Raw genomic sequence first — 15,528 nt, 5'->3', positions numbered from 1 at the left:
GGGACGTGAGTCGGCACTCGCACACCAGCCAACGATGGCACCAGCCCAAAAACCAACCGGCGCAAGCCGCCCACCGATGCACAACGAACCCACCACGAACGTGAGTCGGTCCCCGCGAACGATCAACAAAGCGCGAGCACAGCGATATCGGAGGAACCGACGAGCAAAAAAATACGCGTCCCCGCGGAACCGCAGGCGTCCGCTCCGCGGCGGTCAGCGCGGTGGCTTCTTGGGTGCGTGGCGCCGCGGTGGGGCGAGGCCGCCCGGTTTGGCACCGCGCGCAGGGGGGCGTTTGGGTGGGCGCGGCCGCATTGCTTCGTCCGCTGCGTCGGCGCGGGCGATGCGCAGTTGCTGGCCCGAGACCCACACCTTCTTGAGGTGCTTGAAGATCTCGTGTGGCATGCCGGCCGGAAGGTCGACGTAGCTGTGGTCGTCCTGGATGTCGACGCGGCCGATGTATTTGGAATCGAGGCCGGCCTCGTTGGCGATCGCGCCGACGATGTTGGCCGGCTTGACGCCGTGGGCGTGACCGACTTCGATGCGGAAGGTCTCGAGACCTTCGGCGGGCGTGTGCGCGCTGCGCTCGCGTGGCGCGGGCCGTTCGCGGCGCGCGTCGGGCAGCTCCTGCCCATGCCGCACCTGCGAGCGTTCATCGTGCTCTTCACGGTGGTGCGAGCGCGGTGGGCGCGTTGGGCTGCGCGCAGCCGGCTGCGCCGCGCCGCCTGCCGCCACAGGTCCGTCATGCGGGCGCGGGTCGGCAGCGACCGGCGCGCGCGTGGCATCGGCTGATCGGCGCCGCGTGGCATCGAACGGCGCTTGCGCGCGGTGGCGCTGTGGCGGTTCCTGCGGGGCGCGCTCGCTGCGCGCGCGCTCGGGATGCGCCGGCGGCTCGAGCAGCAGCGGCTTGTCGCCCTGCGCGAGTCGCGCCAGCGCGGCCGCGATCTCGATCGCCGGCACGTTGCGCTCCTGCTCGAAGCGTTCGATGAGCTGGCGGAAGGTGCCGAGGTCGTCGCTGCCGAGCGCATCGGCGATGCGCTGCTGGAAGCGGGCGATGCGCTGGTCGTTGACGGCATCGACGCTCGGCAACTGCATTTCGGCGATGGGTTGGCGGGTAGCGCGCTCGATCGCCTGCAGCATGCGCTTCTCGCGCGGCGCCACGAACAGGATCGCCTCGCCGCTGCGACCGGCCCGGCCGGTGCGGCCGATGCGGTGCACGTAGGCTTCGGTGTCGGTCGGGATGTCGTAGTTGAGCACGTGGCTGATGCGCTCCACGTCGAGGCCGCGCGCGGCCACGTCGGTGGCGACGAGGATGTCGAGCTTGCCATCCTTGAGCTGCTGGATCAGCCGCTCGCGCTGCGCCTGCACGATGTCGCCGTTGATCGCGGCGGCGTCGAAACCGCGTGCCTGCAGCTTGGCTGCCAGCTCCTCGGTCATCTGCTTGGTGCGCGCGAACACGATCATCGCCTCGAATGGTTCCACCTCGAGGATGCGGGTCAATGCGTCGAGCTTGTGCAGGCCGCTGACGTACCAGTAGCGTTGGCGGATGTTGGCGGCGGTGGTGGTCTTGGCCTTGATCGCGATCTCGACCGGTTCACGCAGGTGCTCGCGCGCGATACGCCGGATCGGCGGCGGCATCGTCGCCGAGAACAGCGCGATCTGGCGCGTCTCGGGCGTTTTCTTGAGCACGGTCTCGACGTCGTCGATGAAACCCATGCGCAGCATCTCGTCGGCTTCGTCGAGCACGAGCGTCGCCAGCCTCGACAGGTCGAGCGAGCCGCGTTCGAGATGGTCGATGATGCGCCCGGGCGTGCCGACCACGACGTGGGCCCCGCGCTTGAGGCCGGCGAGCTGGGGACCGTAACTCTGGCCGCCGTAGATCGGCAGCACGCGGAAACCGGGCAGATGGGTCGCGTAGCGCTGGAACGCTTCGGCGACCTGGATCGCCAGTTCACGCGTGGGCGCGAGCACGAGTGCCTGTGGTGCGCTGCTGCCGGCGTCGATGCGGGCGAGGATCGGCAGCGCGAAGGCCGCGGTCTTGCCGGTGCCGGTCTGCGCCTGGCCGAGCACGTCGCGGCCTTCCAGCAGCGGCGGGATCGTCGCCGCCTGGATTGGCGAGGGCGTCTCGTAGCCGACGTCGGTGAGCGCGCGCAGCAACGGCTCGGGCAGGCCGAGCGCGCTGAACGGTGGGGTTTCGGACGAGGTATCGCGGGCGTCGGTCGACATGCGCAGAAGGCGGCCACGCCGCGTAGTAGGGCGCGCGATTGTAGCGCGCCACGACTACGCCCACGGCGTTGACACGCAGCCGTCGGCGCAGTGTGCACGCGACAGCGGCGGCATCCAGGGCAGTGGCGTCATCCCGGCCGCCGGCGAATCTGCCTATACTGGCCACGCGCCGCTCAAGGCGCCCTTCACGCAGAGGTTGCACCCGCTTGGCTACGTCGCAAACGCGTGCCCGTCCGGGCAAGGCGGCAGCTCCCAAGGCTGCCAAGACGGCTCCATCCCGCAACAGCAAGCTGCCGGGCGGCAAGGCTCCGGCCAGAGCCGGCGGCAAGTCGGCCGCAGCAAGCAAGGCCACTGGCAAGGCGCCTGCGCCGAAGAAGGCCAGCAGCAAGGCGTCCGCGCCCAGCAAGGTCATCAACAAGGCTTCCGCGCCAAAGAAGGCTGCCGTCACGGCGCCGCGCAAGGTGGCAACGAGCGGCAAGGCGGTGGCCAAGGCCGGCCCGGTCAAGTCGGCTGCGCGCAAGGCCGCGGTGAGAGCGCCCAAGGTGCTCGATGCGTTCGCGCAATTGCGCAAGCTCGTGCTCGATGCGCTCGATGACCTCAAGGCCCGTGACGTGGTCGAGGTGGATGTGCGCGGCAAGAGTTCGGTGGCCGATCTGCTGGTGGTGGCCAGCGGCACGTCATCGCGCCACGTCAAGTCGATCGCGGACGAAGTGGTGGTCAAGGCCAAGCGTGCCGGCGTGCCGCCGATCGGCGTCGAGGGCCAGCGTGACGCCGAGTGGGTGCTGGTCGACCTCGGCGACGTGATCGTCCATGTGATGTTGCCGCGCACACGCGAGTTTTATGGTCTGGAACGACTGTGGAGCGTGGGCGACTGGACGTCGGACGAGTTGCCCGTCGCCGGATGAGGCGGCGCGTGTCCGGTGCGGCAGTCCGCTGCGCGCGGATCCATCGATGAAGGCGCGCCTGCTCGCGGTTGGCGAACGCATGCCGGCCTGGGTGGCCGCAGGCTGGGCCGAGTACCGCAAGCGCCTGTCACGCGATCTGCCACTCGATCTGGTCGAGATCGCGGCGGGCGCGCGCGGCAAGGGGCGTGATCCACGCCGCGCGCGCGTCGAGGAAGGCCAGGCCGTGCTGGCGGCGCTCGATCGCGACGTCCATGCGGTGGCGCTCGATGGTGGCGGCAAGGCCTGGTCAAGCACGGAACTGGCTGCGCAGCTCGGCCAGTGGCGCATGGCGGGCCGGGATCTCGCGTTGCTCATCGGCGGGCCCGATGGCCATGCGCCCGAGGTACTCGAGCGCGCCGACCAGCGCTGGTCGCTCGGCCCGCTCACACTGCCTCACATGCTGGTGCGGCTGGTGGTGGCCGAACAGCTTTATCGAGCCGTGACGATCGTCCAGGGCCATCCGTACCATCGTGCCTGACCGCGGCCGGGCCTGCGGTTGCGGCGGGCCTAGAGCCGGCCAGCAGGCAATCTGAGGCGAGTCTTAACGAACTTTTCACACGCAAGCGCGACCCTCGCCTGGCTCGGCTACAATCCGCCGCTGCAACGTTCATGGAAAAGTGTTAAACGATTGTTTTCCGGTCGTTGTTCTGGCGTATAATCGTCGAGTGTGACACCGAGTGACCTGCGCCACGAGCACATGGCAGGCGCCAAAACCAAAACGAGAGAGGAGTCCTCCAGAATGAAACGCAATGCCCTCAGCGCCCTCATCGCCCTGTCGCTGCTTGGCGGCGGAGCCGTGGCCCAGGCCCAGGACATGGGTAACTGGTACATCGCGCCGCGCATCGGCGCCGCGATCCCCGACAGCAACCGTGAAACCGACACTTCGGTGTGGGGTGGTATCGGCGCTGGCGTGTGGGTCAACCCGAACCTCGCCGTCGACTTCGAATACGGCATCAACAATGCCAAGTTCAAGAACAGCTCGTGGCGTCCGCATCACGAGTGGGAAAGCACCACTCTTGGCGTGAGCGCACGCTGGTTCTTCGGTGAGGAAGGCGCGCAGTGGCGTCCGTACGTGATGGCGGGCGTTGGCGCGCAGCGCCATGCCGCCTATTCGGGCTTCCTCAGCGCCCCGCCGCCGGGCGGCGCGATGACGACCAATGCGTCGGGCTGGGATCCGATGGCCACGATCGGTGGCGGCGTGCAGTTCAACATGTCCGAGCGCCTCGCGCTGCGCGGCGAACTGGCTGCCCGTTACGACCGCGACGACAACACGCGTGGCAGCGCTTCCGACAGCCTGCCGATCCGCGCCAGCGGCAATGGTGGCGTGACGTTCCGTCCGTCGCACAAGAGCGGCTACGTCGATGCGATCCTCAGCGTCGGCCTCGTGTACAGCTTCGGCGAGAAGGCCGCTGCACCGGCGCCGGTCGCCGCGGTGACCCCGCCGCCGCCCGACTGCCACACGCTCGACGACGATCATGATGGCGTCAACAACTGCGACGACCGCTGCCCCGACACGCCGGCCGGCACGATCGTCGGTCCCGACGGCTGCCCGCAGAAGGTCGTGATCGACCTGCGTGGCGTGAACTTCAAGTTCGACCGTCCGAAGAAGGGTGAGCACAACATCGAGCCGACGCTGGCCGTGCCGACCGCCGACTCGATCGCGATCCTCGATCAGGCGATCGATGCGCTCAACCGCTACCCGCAGATCAAGGTCGAACTCGACGGCCACACCGACTCGATCGGTACCGAAGAGTACAACCAGGGTCTGTCCGAGCGTCGTGCGCAGATCGTGGCCGACTACCTGACTTCGCATGGCATCGGTGCCGACCGCATCACCGCGGTCAAGGGCTTCGGCGAAACGCAGCCGATCGATACCAATGCGACCAAGGAAGGCCGCGCGCGCAATCGCCGCACCGAGCTCAAGGTCGAGAACCCGTAATCGGGATCGCGATACCGCAACACGAAAAAGCCCGGCGCAAGCCGGGCTTTTTCTTTGTGCGGCGGTCGGTCGTGATGCGACGGCGCCCCCGACCCGCGGGCGGTCAGTGCGCCAGCACGGGCGGCAGTTCGGCGGCGATTGCCTTGACCATCGCGTTGGCGACGTGGACGTTGCCGGCAACGAGGTTGCCGCTGGCCGGGATACCGTCGCGGCCCGTGAAGTCGCAGTAGCGGCCGCCTGCCTCGCGTACCAGCAGGCAACCCGCCGCCATGTCCCAGGCGTACAGGCCGGTCTCGAAGTAGCCGTCGACGCGACCCGCGGCGACATAGGCCAGGTCGAGCGCGGCCGAGCCGGTGCGGCGGATGTCTTCGGCCTCGTTCAGCAGCGCGCGCGTCATCGCGAACTGGGCGTCGAGATGGCGGCGCTGGCGGAACGGGAAGCCGGTGACCAGCAGCGCCCCGGCCAGGCCCTCGCGCTTGCCCACGCGGATGCGGCGATCGTTGAGGAAGGCACCATCGCCCTTGCTGGCGGTGAACAGCTCGTCGCGCAGCGGATCGTAGATGACGCCGACGACCGGTTCACCCGCTTCGACCAGCGCGATCGACACGCAAAAATGCGGGAAGCCGCGCAGATAGTTGTGGGTGCCGTCGAGTGGATCGATCGTCCACACGTTGCGGCTCTTGCCGATCTGGCCCGATTCCTCGCCCAGGATCGCATCGCGCGGATAGGCGCGGCGCAGTTCGCGTATGATTTCGGCCTCGGCGAGCTTGTCGACCTCCGACACGTAGTCGTGGCGCTGCTTCTCGATCACTTCGAGGCTGTCCAGGCGGTTCATGTAACGCAGGATGATCTGGCCGGCGGCGCGCGCGGCGCGCACCGCCACATTGACGGCGGGTCTGGGCATGATGGCTGGCTGGACGAAGTGGAAAAGAACATGGCGTGGTTGGCCCACGCCGGCGCGCGAGCCTAGCAGATCGCGCCGGGCGGACCAAATCGCGCGCCTTGCAGGCCGCGCAACGGAATCAGGATGACGTCGCTTACGGACACCCCGCTCGAGTGCATTCGCTGTGTGCTCGTCAACACCTCGCATCCGGGCAACATCGGCTCGACGGCGCGCGCGCTGCGCACGATGGGCCTGCGCCGGCTCGTGCTGGTGGCGCCACAGGCGTTTCCGCATCCGCAGGCCAGCGCGCTGGCGGCTGGTGCCCAGGACGTGCTGGCGGCGGCGCAGATCAGCCCGCAGCTGGCGCCGGCCTTGGCCGACTGTCATCTCGTGCTGGGGGCGACGGCGCGCCATCGCGGCGTCGAGCTCGAAGAGCTGGAACCGCGCGCCGCCGCTGGGCGCATGCTGGCGGCGGCGCAGGCCGGGCAACAGGTGGCGATGTTGTTCGGCAACGAGCAATCGGGACTTAGCAACGACGAGATCAAGCACTGCCACGCCGCGGTGGTGATCCCGACCGACGCGGACTACGGCTCGCTCAACCTGGCCCAGGCCGTGCAGGTCATCGCCTGGGAACTGCGCGAGGCCTGGCTGGCGCAGGCCGGTACCGGTGCGGCGTGCGAACCCCAAGCGCGGCCGGCCGATGCGGCGCAGATGGAAGCGTTTTTCGCCCACTTGGCGCGCACACTGGATGCCATCGATTTCCACAAGGGACGCGATCCGGAGGTGATCCTGCAGCGCCTGCGCCGCGTGTTCCTGCGCGCCGGCACGAGCGAGCGCGAACTGCGCGTGCTGCATGGCATCCTTGCCGACGCCGAGCGCATGGCGCGGCTGGCCGCGGCCGCCGGTGGTGGTGCCGGCGACGCCTGAGCCTGCTCGGCGCTCGGCTGTGACGAGCCGCTTGTCGATGCGCACCGATGCCGGCGCCGACGCGGTATCGGCACTGAGCTGCAGCAGGGCGGTGAACACCTGCACGGGGGCGAGGATGTCCTTGCGCTGGGCCAGCAGGTCGAGCGCGACGCGCGCACGCTGGTTGTCACGCGCAAACTGCGTGAGCCGGCTGCGCCGCGCCGGCATCGGCACCACCTCGCTCAGCGCGAAGAAGCCGTTGCCGAGCGCCAACGCGATGACCGCGAGGATTTCGATCAACATGCACGACGTTGCCGGCCCGTTGGCGCCACGATGCGGCGCAGGGGCGCTCCAGCAACGCACTGCCCGGGGCCGCGCCACGGCGGACCGCTTGCAGCGCCGGCCGCCGACGCTGCTGTACCATACGCGGGCCGCCGGATTGGCGTCCGTGCGGCCCGCGGCACAGTGGCATCCAGGCTCGTCGTCGAGCCGGTTCCGCGAGCGTCCAGCGCTCGCGGCATGCCGGCAGGGGATCTGTCGCGGCTCATTTTCGCCGGCGTCGCGCGACGACGCCCGGCACGCACAGGATCGGGGCACGCATGTTTTCGTTGCAGACCATTTTCGGCAAGGGCGACAAGTTCTACGGCCTGCTCGAGGCCAGTGCGCAGGCGGCACATGATTCGGCGCAGGCGCTGGTGGCCATGCTCGATGCCTCGCAGGCGGCGCCGTCGCTGGAGGAATTCATGCATGCGCGCCGCCGTGAGAAGGACCTGACGGCCGAGATCAGCCGCGAACTCGTCAATACCTTCGTGACTGCGCTCGAGCGCGAAGACATCGAAGCGCTGGCTGCGGCACTCAACAAGATCACCAAGTCGACCGCGAAGTTCGCCGAACGCTATTCGCTGGCCGCCGACCAGCTCGGCGACATCGACTTCAAGGCGCGCGCGGCGCTGCTGGAGAAGGCTGCCGACGTCATCCGCCAGATGGTGTTCAAGCTGCGCAAGGGCATGGACATCGGTGCCATGGGGCAGCTCAATGACCGCCTGCAGGCGATCGAGAGCGAAGCCGACCGCCTCATGCTCGAGCTGTATCGCGACCTGTATGGCGGTCGCCACGAGCCGCTGCGCGTGCTGCTGCTCAAGGACCTGTTCGAATTGCTGGAGAAGGCGATCGACCGCTGCCGCGATGCCGGCAACGTGGTGTTCCAGATCGTGCTCAAGAACTCCTGATCCGGCGCGCTGCCAATGGCCCTGACCCTCGTCCTGCTGGTGGTCCTGATCGCGCTCGCCTTCGAGTACATCAACGGCTTCCACGACACCGCCAACTCGATCGCCACCGTGGTCGCGACCAAGGTGCTCAGCCCCGGTCAGGCCGTGCTGCTGGCTGCCTCGACCAACCTCGTGGGCGCGCTGTTCGGCACCGCGGTGGCCAAGACGATCGCCGCCGGCCTCGTCGACACCCAACTGGTTGCGGTCACCCCGACCGTGATGATCTGCGCGCTGCTGGGCGCCATCATCTGGAACCTCATCACCTGGTGGTGGGGCCTGCCGTCGAGCTCCTCGCACGCGCTCGTCGGCGCGCTGTGCGGCGCCGCGCTGGCCGCGGCCCACAACAACTGGCACGCGATCATCTGGGCCCAGGGTGGCGCCCATTGGTGGGGCGACAAGGGCGTCATCCCCAAGGTGGTGGTGCCGATGGTGGCCTCGCCGGTGGCGGGCTTCATCATCGGTCTGCTGGTCATGGGCCTGCTGTTCTCGCTGATCGATTTCCTCGGTTCGCGCCAGGGCTTGCTGCGGCGCCTGGGCCGCACGCCGTTCGTCAACGCCTTCTTCGGCAAGGCGCAGCTCGCCTCGGCCGCCACCATGGGCCTGTCGCACGGCATGAACGATGCGCAGAAGACCATGGGCATCATCGCGTTGGCGCTGGCCAGCGCAACCACGGCTGGCACCTTCGACGACATCCCGGCGTGGCTGCACTTCCTGCGCATGGAGGACCAGGCCGGCGGCAAGTTCGAGATCGCGATCTGGATCAAGGTGCTGTGCGCGACTGTGATGGCGGCCGGAACCGCGGCCGGCGGCTGGCGCATCATCAAGACGCTCGGCCACAAGCTCGTGCGGCTGCATCCGATCAACGGGTTCGCCGCCGAGAGCGCTTCGGCGAGCGTGATCCTGGCCTGCTCGCACTTCGGCATCCCGGTGTCGACCACCCACAACATCTCGGCGGCGATCCTCGGCGTCGGCGTGGCCAAGCGCGCCAATGCTGTGCGCTGGTCGATCGTCGAGCGCATGGTGTGGGCGTGGATCCTCACGCTGCCGGTGACGGCGGGAATCGCCTGGGCACTGGTGCGCCTGGCACATGCCCTCGATCTGCCGGTGTAGGCGGCGCCGACGCCGGGCCGGGCGTCGACCCTCGAACTGCTAGAAGATGTCGCCGCCGCGCGAGATCGTGGCCTCGATATGGTCACCGAGCTTGCCCAGTTCGCTGATGAGGCGTTCCAGCGCTGCTGCATCGAACTGGCCGTACCAGCGGTTTTCGCACAGGTGCAGGTAGGGCGAGCCGGCGAGATCGCTGACGGCCAGATAGCCCGACCGCTGTTGCCAGTTGAAGCGCAGGCAGCGCGTGGGATCCACCTCGGCGTAGGGACTGACCGGCGTGGAGATGCGCACGAGCTTGCTGCCGTCCTCGTCCTCGAGCTCGGCCAGGTAGATGCCCTGGTGGCGACCACCGGCAAGGGCCAGCTCGAAACTGACCAGGTAGGGATCGTTGGTCTTGAGCTGATGCTTCGCGCCGAGATGGGAGCGGATCTGTTCGAAGCTCTGCACGGGCACACTCCGTCTCCAGCGGTGGGTCGGTATGCTAGCGTGCACTGGTGATGAAGTCAGCGCAGTCGACCTCGACGCAGGCCGGCGTGGCAATCCGTGCCGCGGTCGCGGCGATCCCGCGCGGCTGCGTCGCCAGCTATGGCGAGATCGCGCGCCGCGCGGGCCTGCCCGGGCGCGCGCGACTGGTCGGTCGGGTGCTGGGCGAGGCCGGCGCCGCGTCGCTGCCGTGGCAGCGCGTGCTGCGGGCCGATGGTCGGATCGCGTTTCCCGTCGGCAGCCGTGCGTTCCGCGAGCAGGTGCGCCTGCTGGCCGCCGAGGGGGTGCGGGTGCACCGCGGTCGCGTCGATCTGGCCGCGTTCGGCTGGGATCGCGATCTCGACCGCCTGTTGTGGGCCGCGCCCCGCCCCGGTCGCCGGTCCTGAGGAGTCCGTCACAGGAAGCAATCATCGGCCAGCGCGCTTTTGTGCGCTGCGTCCGGGCGCGTCGCACCGATCCGGAGCAGGATTGCCCGACCTTCGAGCTGGCGGAGAACGACGATGCGGCCCACGACAGGATGGCTGGCGGCGAGCGTGGCCGCAGCAGGCGCGGCTCTGGCTGCGCCGGCGCTCGCGCAGAGCCACTTCCCCGACTCGATCTACCGCAGTGGCTTCGAGGCGCTGGCCGCCGCGCCGCTCGACGACGCCGACGCGGTGCGCTTCCTGACCCAGGCCACGTTCGGTGCCACCGACGCTGACATCGCGCATCTGCGCCTGGTGGGCTACCAGGGCTGGCTCAACGAGCAGTTCACGGCGCCGGCCTCGCACCAGACGCCCTACCTCGACTGGGTGCATGCCATCGTGTGTCCGCCGAGCGACGAATACTGCAACGTCGTCGACGAATGGGGACATGCGCGGCTGGAAAGCTGGGCCATCAATGCGCTGGGCACACCCGATCCGAGTCGCGGCGGGGTCATGCCGACCGACCAGTTGCGCCAGCGTGTCGCCTTTGCACTGAGCGAGATCTTCGTCGTCGCCAACACCAATGGCACCCTCGCCGGGCAGCCGTGGGCGCTGACGAGCTACTACGACATGCTGGCCGACGATGCCTTCGGCAACTACCGCGATCTGCTCGAGGACGTGACCAAGCATCCGGCGATGGGCGTGTTCCTCACCCACATCCAGAACCAGAAGGCCGACGACTCCGCCAACATCCATCCCGACGAGAATTATGCGCGGGAGATCAACCAGCTGTTCTCGATCGGCCTGGTCCAGCTCAACCTCGACGGCACGCCGAAGCTGGCTGGCGGACAGCCGATCCCGAACTACGACCAAGCCACGATCCGCGGCTTTGCCGCCGTGTTCACCGGATGGAACTTCAACGGTGCCGGCTGCAGCCTCCAATACCAGGACGGCGTTCCGCTGTGCTGCGACAACCCCGACAACCACGACCAGTACTTCTACTGTGGTCCGAGCGAATCCTACGACCCGCAGTGGCGGCTGCCGATGCAGCCGGTCGAATACTGGCACGACAACACCTCGACCAAGCAGCTCCTCGTCTATCCGGGCGTGGCGCTGCCCAATGGGGTCCTGCAGCCGGCCAGTGCCCAGGCCGAGCTGAGTCAGACGCTCGACAACATCTTCCACCATCCCAATGTCGGACCTTTCATCGGCAAGCAGCTCATCCAGCGCCTGGTCACGAGCAATCCGTCGCCGGCCTATGTGCAGCGTGTGGCGCAAGCGTTCAACGACGACGGCAGTGCGGCCCATGTGCGCGGCAACCTGCGCGCCGTGCTGCGCGCGATCCTGCTCGATCCGGAGGCGCGCCTGGGACACTGGCAACGCTACGCCAGCTACGGCAAGTTGCGCGAGCCGCTGCTCAAGCTCACCCAGATGTGGCGCGCACTGCATGCGCGCACGCCGACCGGCGACCCGATCTGGAGCGGGCGCGTCGGCAATCTCGGCACCTGGCCGCCGCTGGCCGACCAGATCGGTCAGGCGCCGCTGTACGCACCGACCGTGTTCAATTTCTTCAAGCCCGATTTCGCCCCGTCGGGCGAAATGCGCGATGCGCAACTGGTCGGGCCCGAGTTCCAGATCCTCACCGACACCACCTCGACGGCGCTCGCCAACAAGCTGTTCTGGGAAGTTTTCTGCATGTACGTCGGCAGCACCGACTGCTGGGGTGCCGATCAATCCGCCATGTTGCTGCTCGATGAGACCAGCGATGCCGCGCTCGCGGCCAGCGATCCGGGCGCGCTCATCGACCGCTACAACGGGCTGCTGATGGCCGGGCAGATGTCGCCGTTCATGCGCAACGTGCTGGTCACGCGGCTCAACCAGATGCAGGCGGCCCAATACAACCATCTCGGTCGCGCCCGGTTGCAGGAAGCGCTGTACCTGATCCTCACCTCGCCCGAATACTCGATCCAGAAATGAAATCGCCGAGCGCCACGCTGGCGCGGGAGCAATGACCATGCATGTGAATCGACGCCAGTTCCTGTGCCGCAGCATCGGTGCGGCTCTCGGTGGGGTCAGCGCGTTTTCCGCGCTCGGCAACCTGCGCCTGATCGCCGCTGCGGCGGCCGCCACGCGCAGTCCCGCGTTCAACGACTACAAGGCGCTCGTGTGCGTGCACCTGGGCGGTGGCAACGACGCCTTCAACACGATTGCGCCTTGCGATGCGGCGCATTACGCCACCTATGCCGCCACCCGGCAGGGCCTGGCGCTGAGCCAGGCCAGCCTCAACGCGAACCAGCTCACGCCGCTGCCCCTCGGCGGCGGTTTGCCAGGCGGTCCACCGAGCGATGGTGCGACCTATGGCATGCATCCGTCCCTCGGCAGCATCACCGGCGGCAATGCCGGTCTGCGCGGCCTGTTCAACGGTGGCAAGGCCGCCATCGTCGCCAACGTCGGCACTCTGCTGCATCCGATCACGCAGGCGCAGTACCAGAACGACAGCGTGGCCAAACCGCCACAGCTGTATTCGCACGACGACCAGACCAACCAGTGGATGACCTCACGGCCCGACGACACCAATGCCGATGGCTGGGGCGGACGTGTCGCCGACATGCTCTACAGCGGGAACAGCGGCGAGTTGCCGATGAGCATCACGCTGGGCGGCATCAATCGCTTCCAGCGTGCCGGCGTCGTCAATCAGTACGCGCTCGATTCGTGGCAGGCCGCGGCGCAGGCGGCCGGAGTCGACGGCGACGGCAATCCGGTCGACTTTTTCAGCGTGCCCGGCATGAGTTTCCGCGGCGACGGCCCCGATTCGTCGATGGTTCCGACCGACCCGGCGCGCACCGCCGCCTACGATGCGCTGCGTGCCAGTGGCGGCCAGGCCAACGTGCTCGAGCGCGCCTACGCCGACACCACCAGCCGCGCGATTGCCAATGCGGCCCTGCTCAACGCGGCGATGACCGGCGTGCGCCTGACCACGCGTTTTCCCGACACCGATCTCGGCAACCAGTTGGCTGCCGTCGCGCTGCTGCTCAAGGTGCGTGCCTCGCTCGGCATGAGTCGGCAGGTGTTCTTCGTCTCGGTTGGCGGTTATGACACGCACGGCGACCAACTGATCGACCAGGCCGCCAACCTGCGGGAACTGTCGCAGGCTCTGGCGGCCTTCCATGCCGCCACGGTGGAAATCGGCGTCGAGAATGCGGTGACGACCTTCACCACGTCGGATTTCGGTCGTTCGCTCACGGTCAACGGCAGCGGCACCGATCATGGCTGGGGCGGGCATCATTTCGTGGTCGGCGGCGCGGTGCGCGGCGGCCGGTTCTACGGCACGATGCCATCGCTGGCGCAGTACGACGACGATCATCCGGCCACCAGCAATCCCGATGACACCGGCTACGGCCAGATCATCCCGACGCTCGCGGTCGACCCGTACGTGGCGACGCTGGCTGCGTGGTTTGGCGTGAGCGCGGGCGGCATTGCCGACCTGTTGCCCAACCTCGGCCGCTTCCCGGCCGCCAACCTGCGCTTCCTCGGCTGAGTCATGTCGGCTTTCAGTCCGTGCGGTGGCCGGCTGGCATCGCTCGCCTGCGGCCTGGTGCTGGCCGCTCCGGTCGCGGCGGCCGTGCACGTCGTCACCGCCAACCCCGACATGACCTTCACCCCAGCCAGCCTCGTGATCCATCAGCATGACACCGTGCGCTTCGTCAACGGCGGTGGCCTGCACAACGTTCATGCCGACGACAACAGCTTCGTCTGCGGCCTCGACTGCAACCTGCACACCGCGCCCAGTGCGCAGCCGTGGCAAGTGTCGCGTCGGTTCGATCGGCTTGGCACGCTCGGCTATTACTGCGATGCACATGGCAGCACGAGCAGCGGCATGCGCGGTGAAATCACGGTGATCGACCGCATCCTCGTCGACGGCTTCGATGGCGCGCCGTGAGCACGCTCGCGCCTGCTGCACCGCCGCGTTACCGCTCCACGGCGCGCCCCTATGCTCCGCGCTCGGTCTGGGGAGACCGTCCCGCCGTCGCGCCAGCGATGGCCCAATCCATCACGAGAGGGGAGTCGATCATCATGCGCAGGATCCTTCTGGGTTCGCTGTTGTTGACGTGCGCGGGCGTGGCCATGGCCGCGCCCGGTGGTGTTTCGGTGCGACTGGAGGCGGCGAGCCAGGCGGCCGCGTTCGGCAGCGGCAATGTCGTGTTCACGCTGCGCAACGACGCCGCCACCACGCTGCATGTGTTGCGTTGGCAGACGCCGCTCGACGGCGTGACCAACAACCTGTTCAAGGTCGAGCGTGACGGCATGGAAGTCACCTACACCGGCCCGCTGTACAAGCGCACCGCACCGACCGCCAAGGACTACATCGAATTGGCACCGGGCGAGTCGTTGAGCGCCGATGTCGACCTGAGCGCGTACTACGACATGTCGATGGGCGGCCAGTATGCGGTGCGCTACGAGCGCGACGCCGACAGCGTCCTGCTCGAAGCCGGCCAGGCCGCCAAGGCGGGTGTCGCCGCCACGGTTGCGCTCGACAGCGACAGCGCGCTGCTGTGGGTCGACGGCGCGCCCGCTGCACTCGACTCGCTCGATGCGGCCAAGACGGTCGGCGCGACGCCCGGCCTGCTGGCCGCCACCAACAGCTTTGTCGGCTGCAGCAATACGCGCAAGAGCCAGCTCGCCACTGCGCGCAATTCCGCCGTCAGCTATGCCACCAACGCCAAGAGCTACCTCGATGCCGGCAACACCGGCTCGCGCTACACGTGGTGGTTCGGCAGCTACACCAGCAGCCGTTACTCGACCGTGAAGTCGCACTTCACCAACATCAAGAGCGCGCTGTCGGGCCAACCCTACACCTTCGACTGCAGCTGCACCGACAGCGGCACCTACGCCTACGTCTACCCGACCCAGCCCTATCGCGTCTACCTGTGCGGCGCGTTCTGGTCGGCACCCAACACCGGCACCGACTCGCGCGCGGGCACGCTCGTGCACGAGACCAGCCACTTCAACGTGGTCGCAGCGACGGGCGACCATGGCTATGGCCAGACCAACGCGCACAACCTCGCCACCAGCAAGCCGGCCACGGCGGTCAAGAACGCCGACAACCACGAGTACTTCGTCGAGAACAATCCGGCGCGCAACTGACTTGCAGCGATGTCGCTGGCAGCAGCGGGGCCGCGGTCGCGGCCTCGTTGCGGTCGGCCCGCACGCCAGTGCAGGGGGGCGGCGCGAAACCGAGGCGCCGATCCGTGAGCGGTCAGCCGCCGCCTGGCTCGCCCCCGCACGGCGCGCGCACCGCGTGACGGTGAAGCGAACCGACCTGCAACCATTGCGGCGAGGGCCGGCAGCCTTTGCGTCGATGCGCGCGGACGGG

General features: G+C 68.2%; 14 protein-coding genes. 11 read left to right on the top strand and 3 right to left on the bottom strand.

Features of this window, described 5'->3' with window-relative positions:
- Positions 1–213: 213 nt before the first annotated feature.
- Positions 214–2,223, bottom strand: coding sequence for a DEAD/DEAH box helicase (locus KF903_RS12080; protein ID WP_291215128.1), 2,010 nt, complete (start codon positions 2,221–2,223; stop codon positions 214–216).
- Positions 2,224–2,750: 527 nt separating this feature from the next.
- Here KF903_RS12080 and rsfS point away from each other — a divergent pair.
- The 3 genes from rsfS (at position 2,751) to KF903_RS12065 (ending at position 5,106) form a co-directional block, all read left to right on the top strand.
- Positions 2,751–3,128, top strand: coding sequence for a ribosome silencing factor (gene rsfS, locus KF903_RS12075; RefSeq protein WP_291215145.1), 378 nt, complete (start codon positions 2,751–2,753; stop codon positions 3,126–3,128).
- Between the two features lie 46 nt (positions 3,129–3,174).
- Entirely contained in the window at positions 3,175–3,645 is a 471-nt protein-coding gene (rlmH, locus tag KF903_RS12070; RefSeq protein WP_291215126.1) for a 23S rRNA (pseudouridine(1915)-N(3))-methyltransferase RlmH, read from the top strand.
- A gap of 261 nt (positions 3,646–3,906) precedes the next feature.
- Entirely contained in the window at positions 3,907–5,106 is a 1,200-nt protein-coding gene (locus KF903_RS12065; RefSeq protein WP_291215123.1) for an OmpA family protein, read from the top strand.
- 103 nt (positions 5,107–5,209) lie between these two features.
- Here KF903_RS12065 and KF903_RS12060 read toward each other — a convergent pair whose 3' ends face one another.
- Complete coding sequence (locus tag KF903_RS12060) at positions 5,210–6,010, bottom strand: inositol monophosphatase family protein (protein ID WP_291215121.1); 801 nt, start codon at positions 6,008–6,010, stop codon at positions 5,210–5,212.
- 123 nt (positions 6,011–6,133) lie between these two features.
- On the opposite strand from KF903_RS12060, the gene KF903_RS12055 reads away from it, so the two are divergent.
- The 3 genes from KF903_RS12055 (at position 6,134) to KF903_RS12045 (ending at position 9,273) form a co-directional block, all read left to right on the top strand.
- A complete protein-coding gene (locus tag KF903_RS12055; RefSeq protein ID WP_291215119.1) occupies positions 6,134–6,916 on the top strand; it encodes an RNA methyltransferase in 783 nt (260 codons plus the stop codon).
- Positions 6,917–7,494: 578 nt separating this feature from the next.
- Complete coding sequence (locus KF903_RS12050) at positions 7,495–8,124, top strand: DUF47 family protein (RefSeq protein ID WP_291215116.1); 630 nt, start codon at positions 7,495–7,497, stop codon at positions 8,122–8,124.
- Positions 8,125–8,139: 15 nt separating this feature from the next.
- Positions 8,140–9,273 carry an inorganic phosphate transporter gene (locus KF903_RS12045; protein WP_291215114.1) on the top strand — a complete coding sequence of 378 codons (1,134 nt, stop codon included), beginning with the start codon at positions 8,140–8,142 and terminating at the stop codon, positions 9,271–9,273.
- Between the two features lie 39 nt (positions 9,274–9,312).
- Here the strand turns inward: KF903_RS12045 and KF903_RS12040 are convergent, their stop codons facing one another.
- The gene (locus KF903_RS12040; RefSeq protein WP_291215112.1) at positions 9,313–9,717 is read right to left on the bottom strand and encodes a hypothetical protein; all 405 of its coding nucleotides are present in this window, start codon (positions 9,715–9,717) and stop codon (positions 9,313–9,315) included.
- A 50-nt stretch (positions 9,718–9,767) separates the two neighbouring features.
- Here KF903_RS12040 and KF903_RS12035 point away from each other — a divergent pair, with 50 nt between their 5' ends.
- From KF903_RS12035 to KF903_RS12015, 5 genes are all read left to right on the top strand, one after another.
- Positions 9,768–10,139: an MGMT family protein gene (locus KF903_RS12035; protein WP_291215110.1), complete on the top strand. Its 372-nt coding sequence runs from the start codon at positions 9,768–9,770 to the stop codon at positions 10,137–10,139.
- A gap of 114 nt (positions 10,140–10,253) precedes the next feature.
- The gene (locus KF903_RS12030; protein WP_291215108.1) at positions 10,254–12,131 is read left to right on the top strand and encodes a DUF1800 domain-containing protein; all 1,878 of its coding nucleotides are present in this window, start codon (positions 10,254–10,256) and stop codon (positions 12,129–12,131) included.
- Between the two features lie 37 nt (positions 12,132–12,168).
- A complete protein-coding gene (locus KF903_RS12025; RefSeq protein WP_291215106.1) occupies positions 12,169–13,692 on the top strand; it encodes a DUF1501 domain-containing protein in 1,524 nt (507 codons plus the stop codon).
- A 3-nt stretch (positions 13,693–13,695) separates the two neighbouring features.
- On the top strand, positions 13,696–14,094 hold the full coding sequence (locus tag KF903_RS12020) for a plastocyanin/azurin family copper-binding protein (protein ID WP_291215104.1): 399 nt from the start codon (positions 13,696–13,698) through the stop codon (positions 14,092–14,094).
- Positions 14,095–14,228: 134 nt separating this feature from the next.
- Complete coding sequence (locus KF903_RS12015) at positions 14,229–15,299, top strand: M35 family metallo-endopeptidase (protein WP_291215101.1); 1,071 nt, start codon at positions 14,229–14,231, stop codon at positions 15,297–15,299.
- Positions 15,300–15,528: the final 229 nt, after the last annotated feature.

The sequence above is a fragment of the Dokdonella sp. genome (genome assembly GCF_019634845.1).
In the GTDB taxonomy this organism is placed as follows: domain Bacteria; phylum Pseudomonadota; class Gammaproteobacteria; order Xanthomonadales; family Rhodanobacteraceae; genus Dokdonella_A.
Note: the sequence above shows the minus strand (reverse complement) of the source record. Positions and strands in the feature narration are given on the sequence as shown.

What these genes read in the sequence shown, in the direction of transcription:
- KF903_RS12055 (WP_291215119.1), top strand. Translation starts at nt 6,134, where the DNA reads ATGACGTCGCTTACGGACACCCCGCTCGAGTGCATTCGCTGTGTGCTC.
- KF903_RS12080 (WP_291215128.1), bottom strand. Translation starts at nt 2,223, where the DNA reads ATGTCGACCGACGCCCGCGATACCTCGTCCGAAACCCCACCGTTCAGC.
- KF903_RS12050 (WP_291215116.1), top strand. Translation starts at nt 7,495, where the DNA reads ATGTTTTCGTTGCAGACCATTTTCGGCAAGGGCGACAAGTTCTACGGC.
- KF903_RS12065 (WP_291215123.1), top strand. Translation starts at nt 3,907, where the DNA reads ATGAAACGCAATGCCCTCAGCGCCCTCATCGCCCTGTCGCTGCTTGGC.
- KF903_RS12020 (WP_291215104.1), top strand. Translation starts at nt 13,696, where the DNA reads ATGTCGGCTTTCAGTCCGTGCGGTGGCCGGCTGGCATCGCTCGCCTGC.
- KF903_RS12045 (WP_291215114.1), top strand. Translation starts at nt 8,140, where the DNA reads ATGGCCCTGACCCTCGTCCTGCTGGTGGTCCTGATCGCGCTCGCCTTC.
- KF903_RS12030 (WP_291215108.1), top strand. Translation starts at nt 10,254, where the DNA reads ATGCGGCCCACGACAGGATGGCTGGCGGCGAGCGTGGCCGCAGCAGGC.
- KF903_RS12025 (WP_291215106.1), top strand. Translation starts at nt 12,169, where the DNA reads ATGCATGTGAATCGACGCCAGTTCCTGTGCCGCAGCATCGGTGCGGCT.
- KF903_RS12035 (WP_291215110.1), top strand. Translation starts at nt 9,768, where the DNA reads ATGAAGTCAGCGCAGTCGACCTCGACGCAGGCCGGCGTGGCAATCCGT.
- rlmH (WP_291215126.1), top strand. Translation starts at nt 3,175, where the DNA reads ATGAAGGCGCGCCTGCTCGCGGTTGGCGAACGCATGCCGGCCTGGGTG.
- KF903_RS12060 (WP_291215121.1), bottom strand. Translation starts at nt 6,010, where the DNA reads ATGCCCAGACCCGCCGTCAATGTGGCGGTGCGCGCCGCGCGCGCCGCC.
- KF903_RS12015 (WP_291215101.1), top strand. Translation starts at nt 14,229, where the DNA reads ATGCGCAGGATCCTTCTGGGTTCGCTGTTGTTGACGTGCGCGGGCGTG.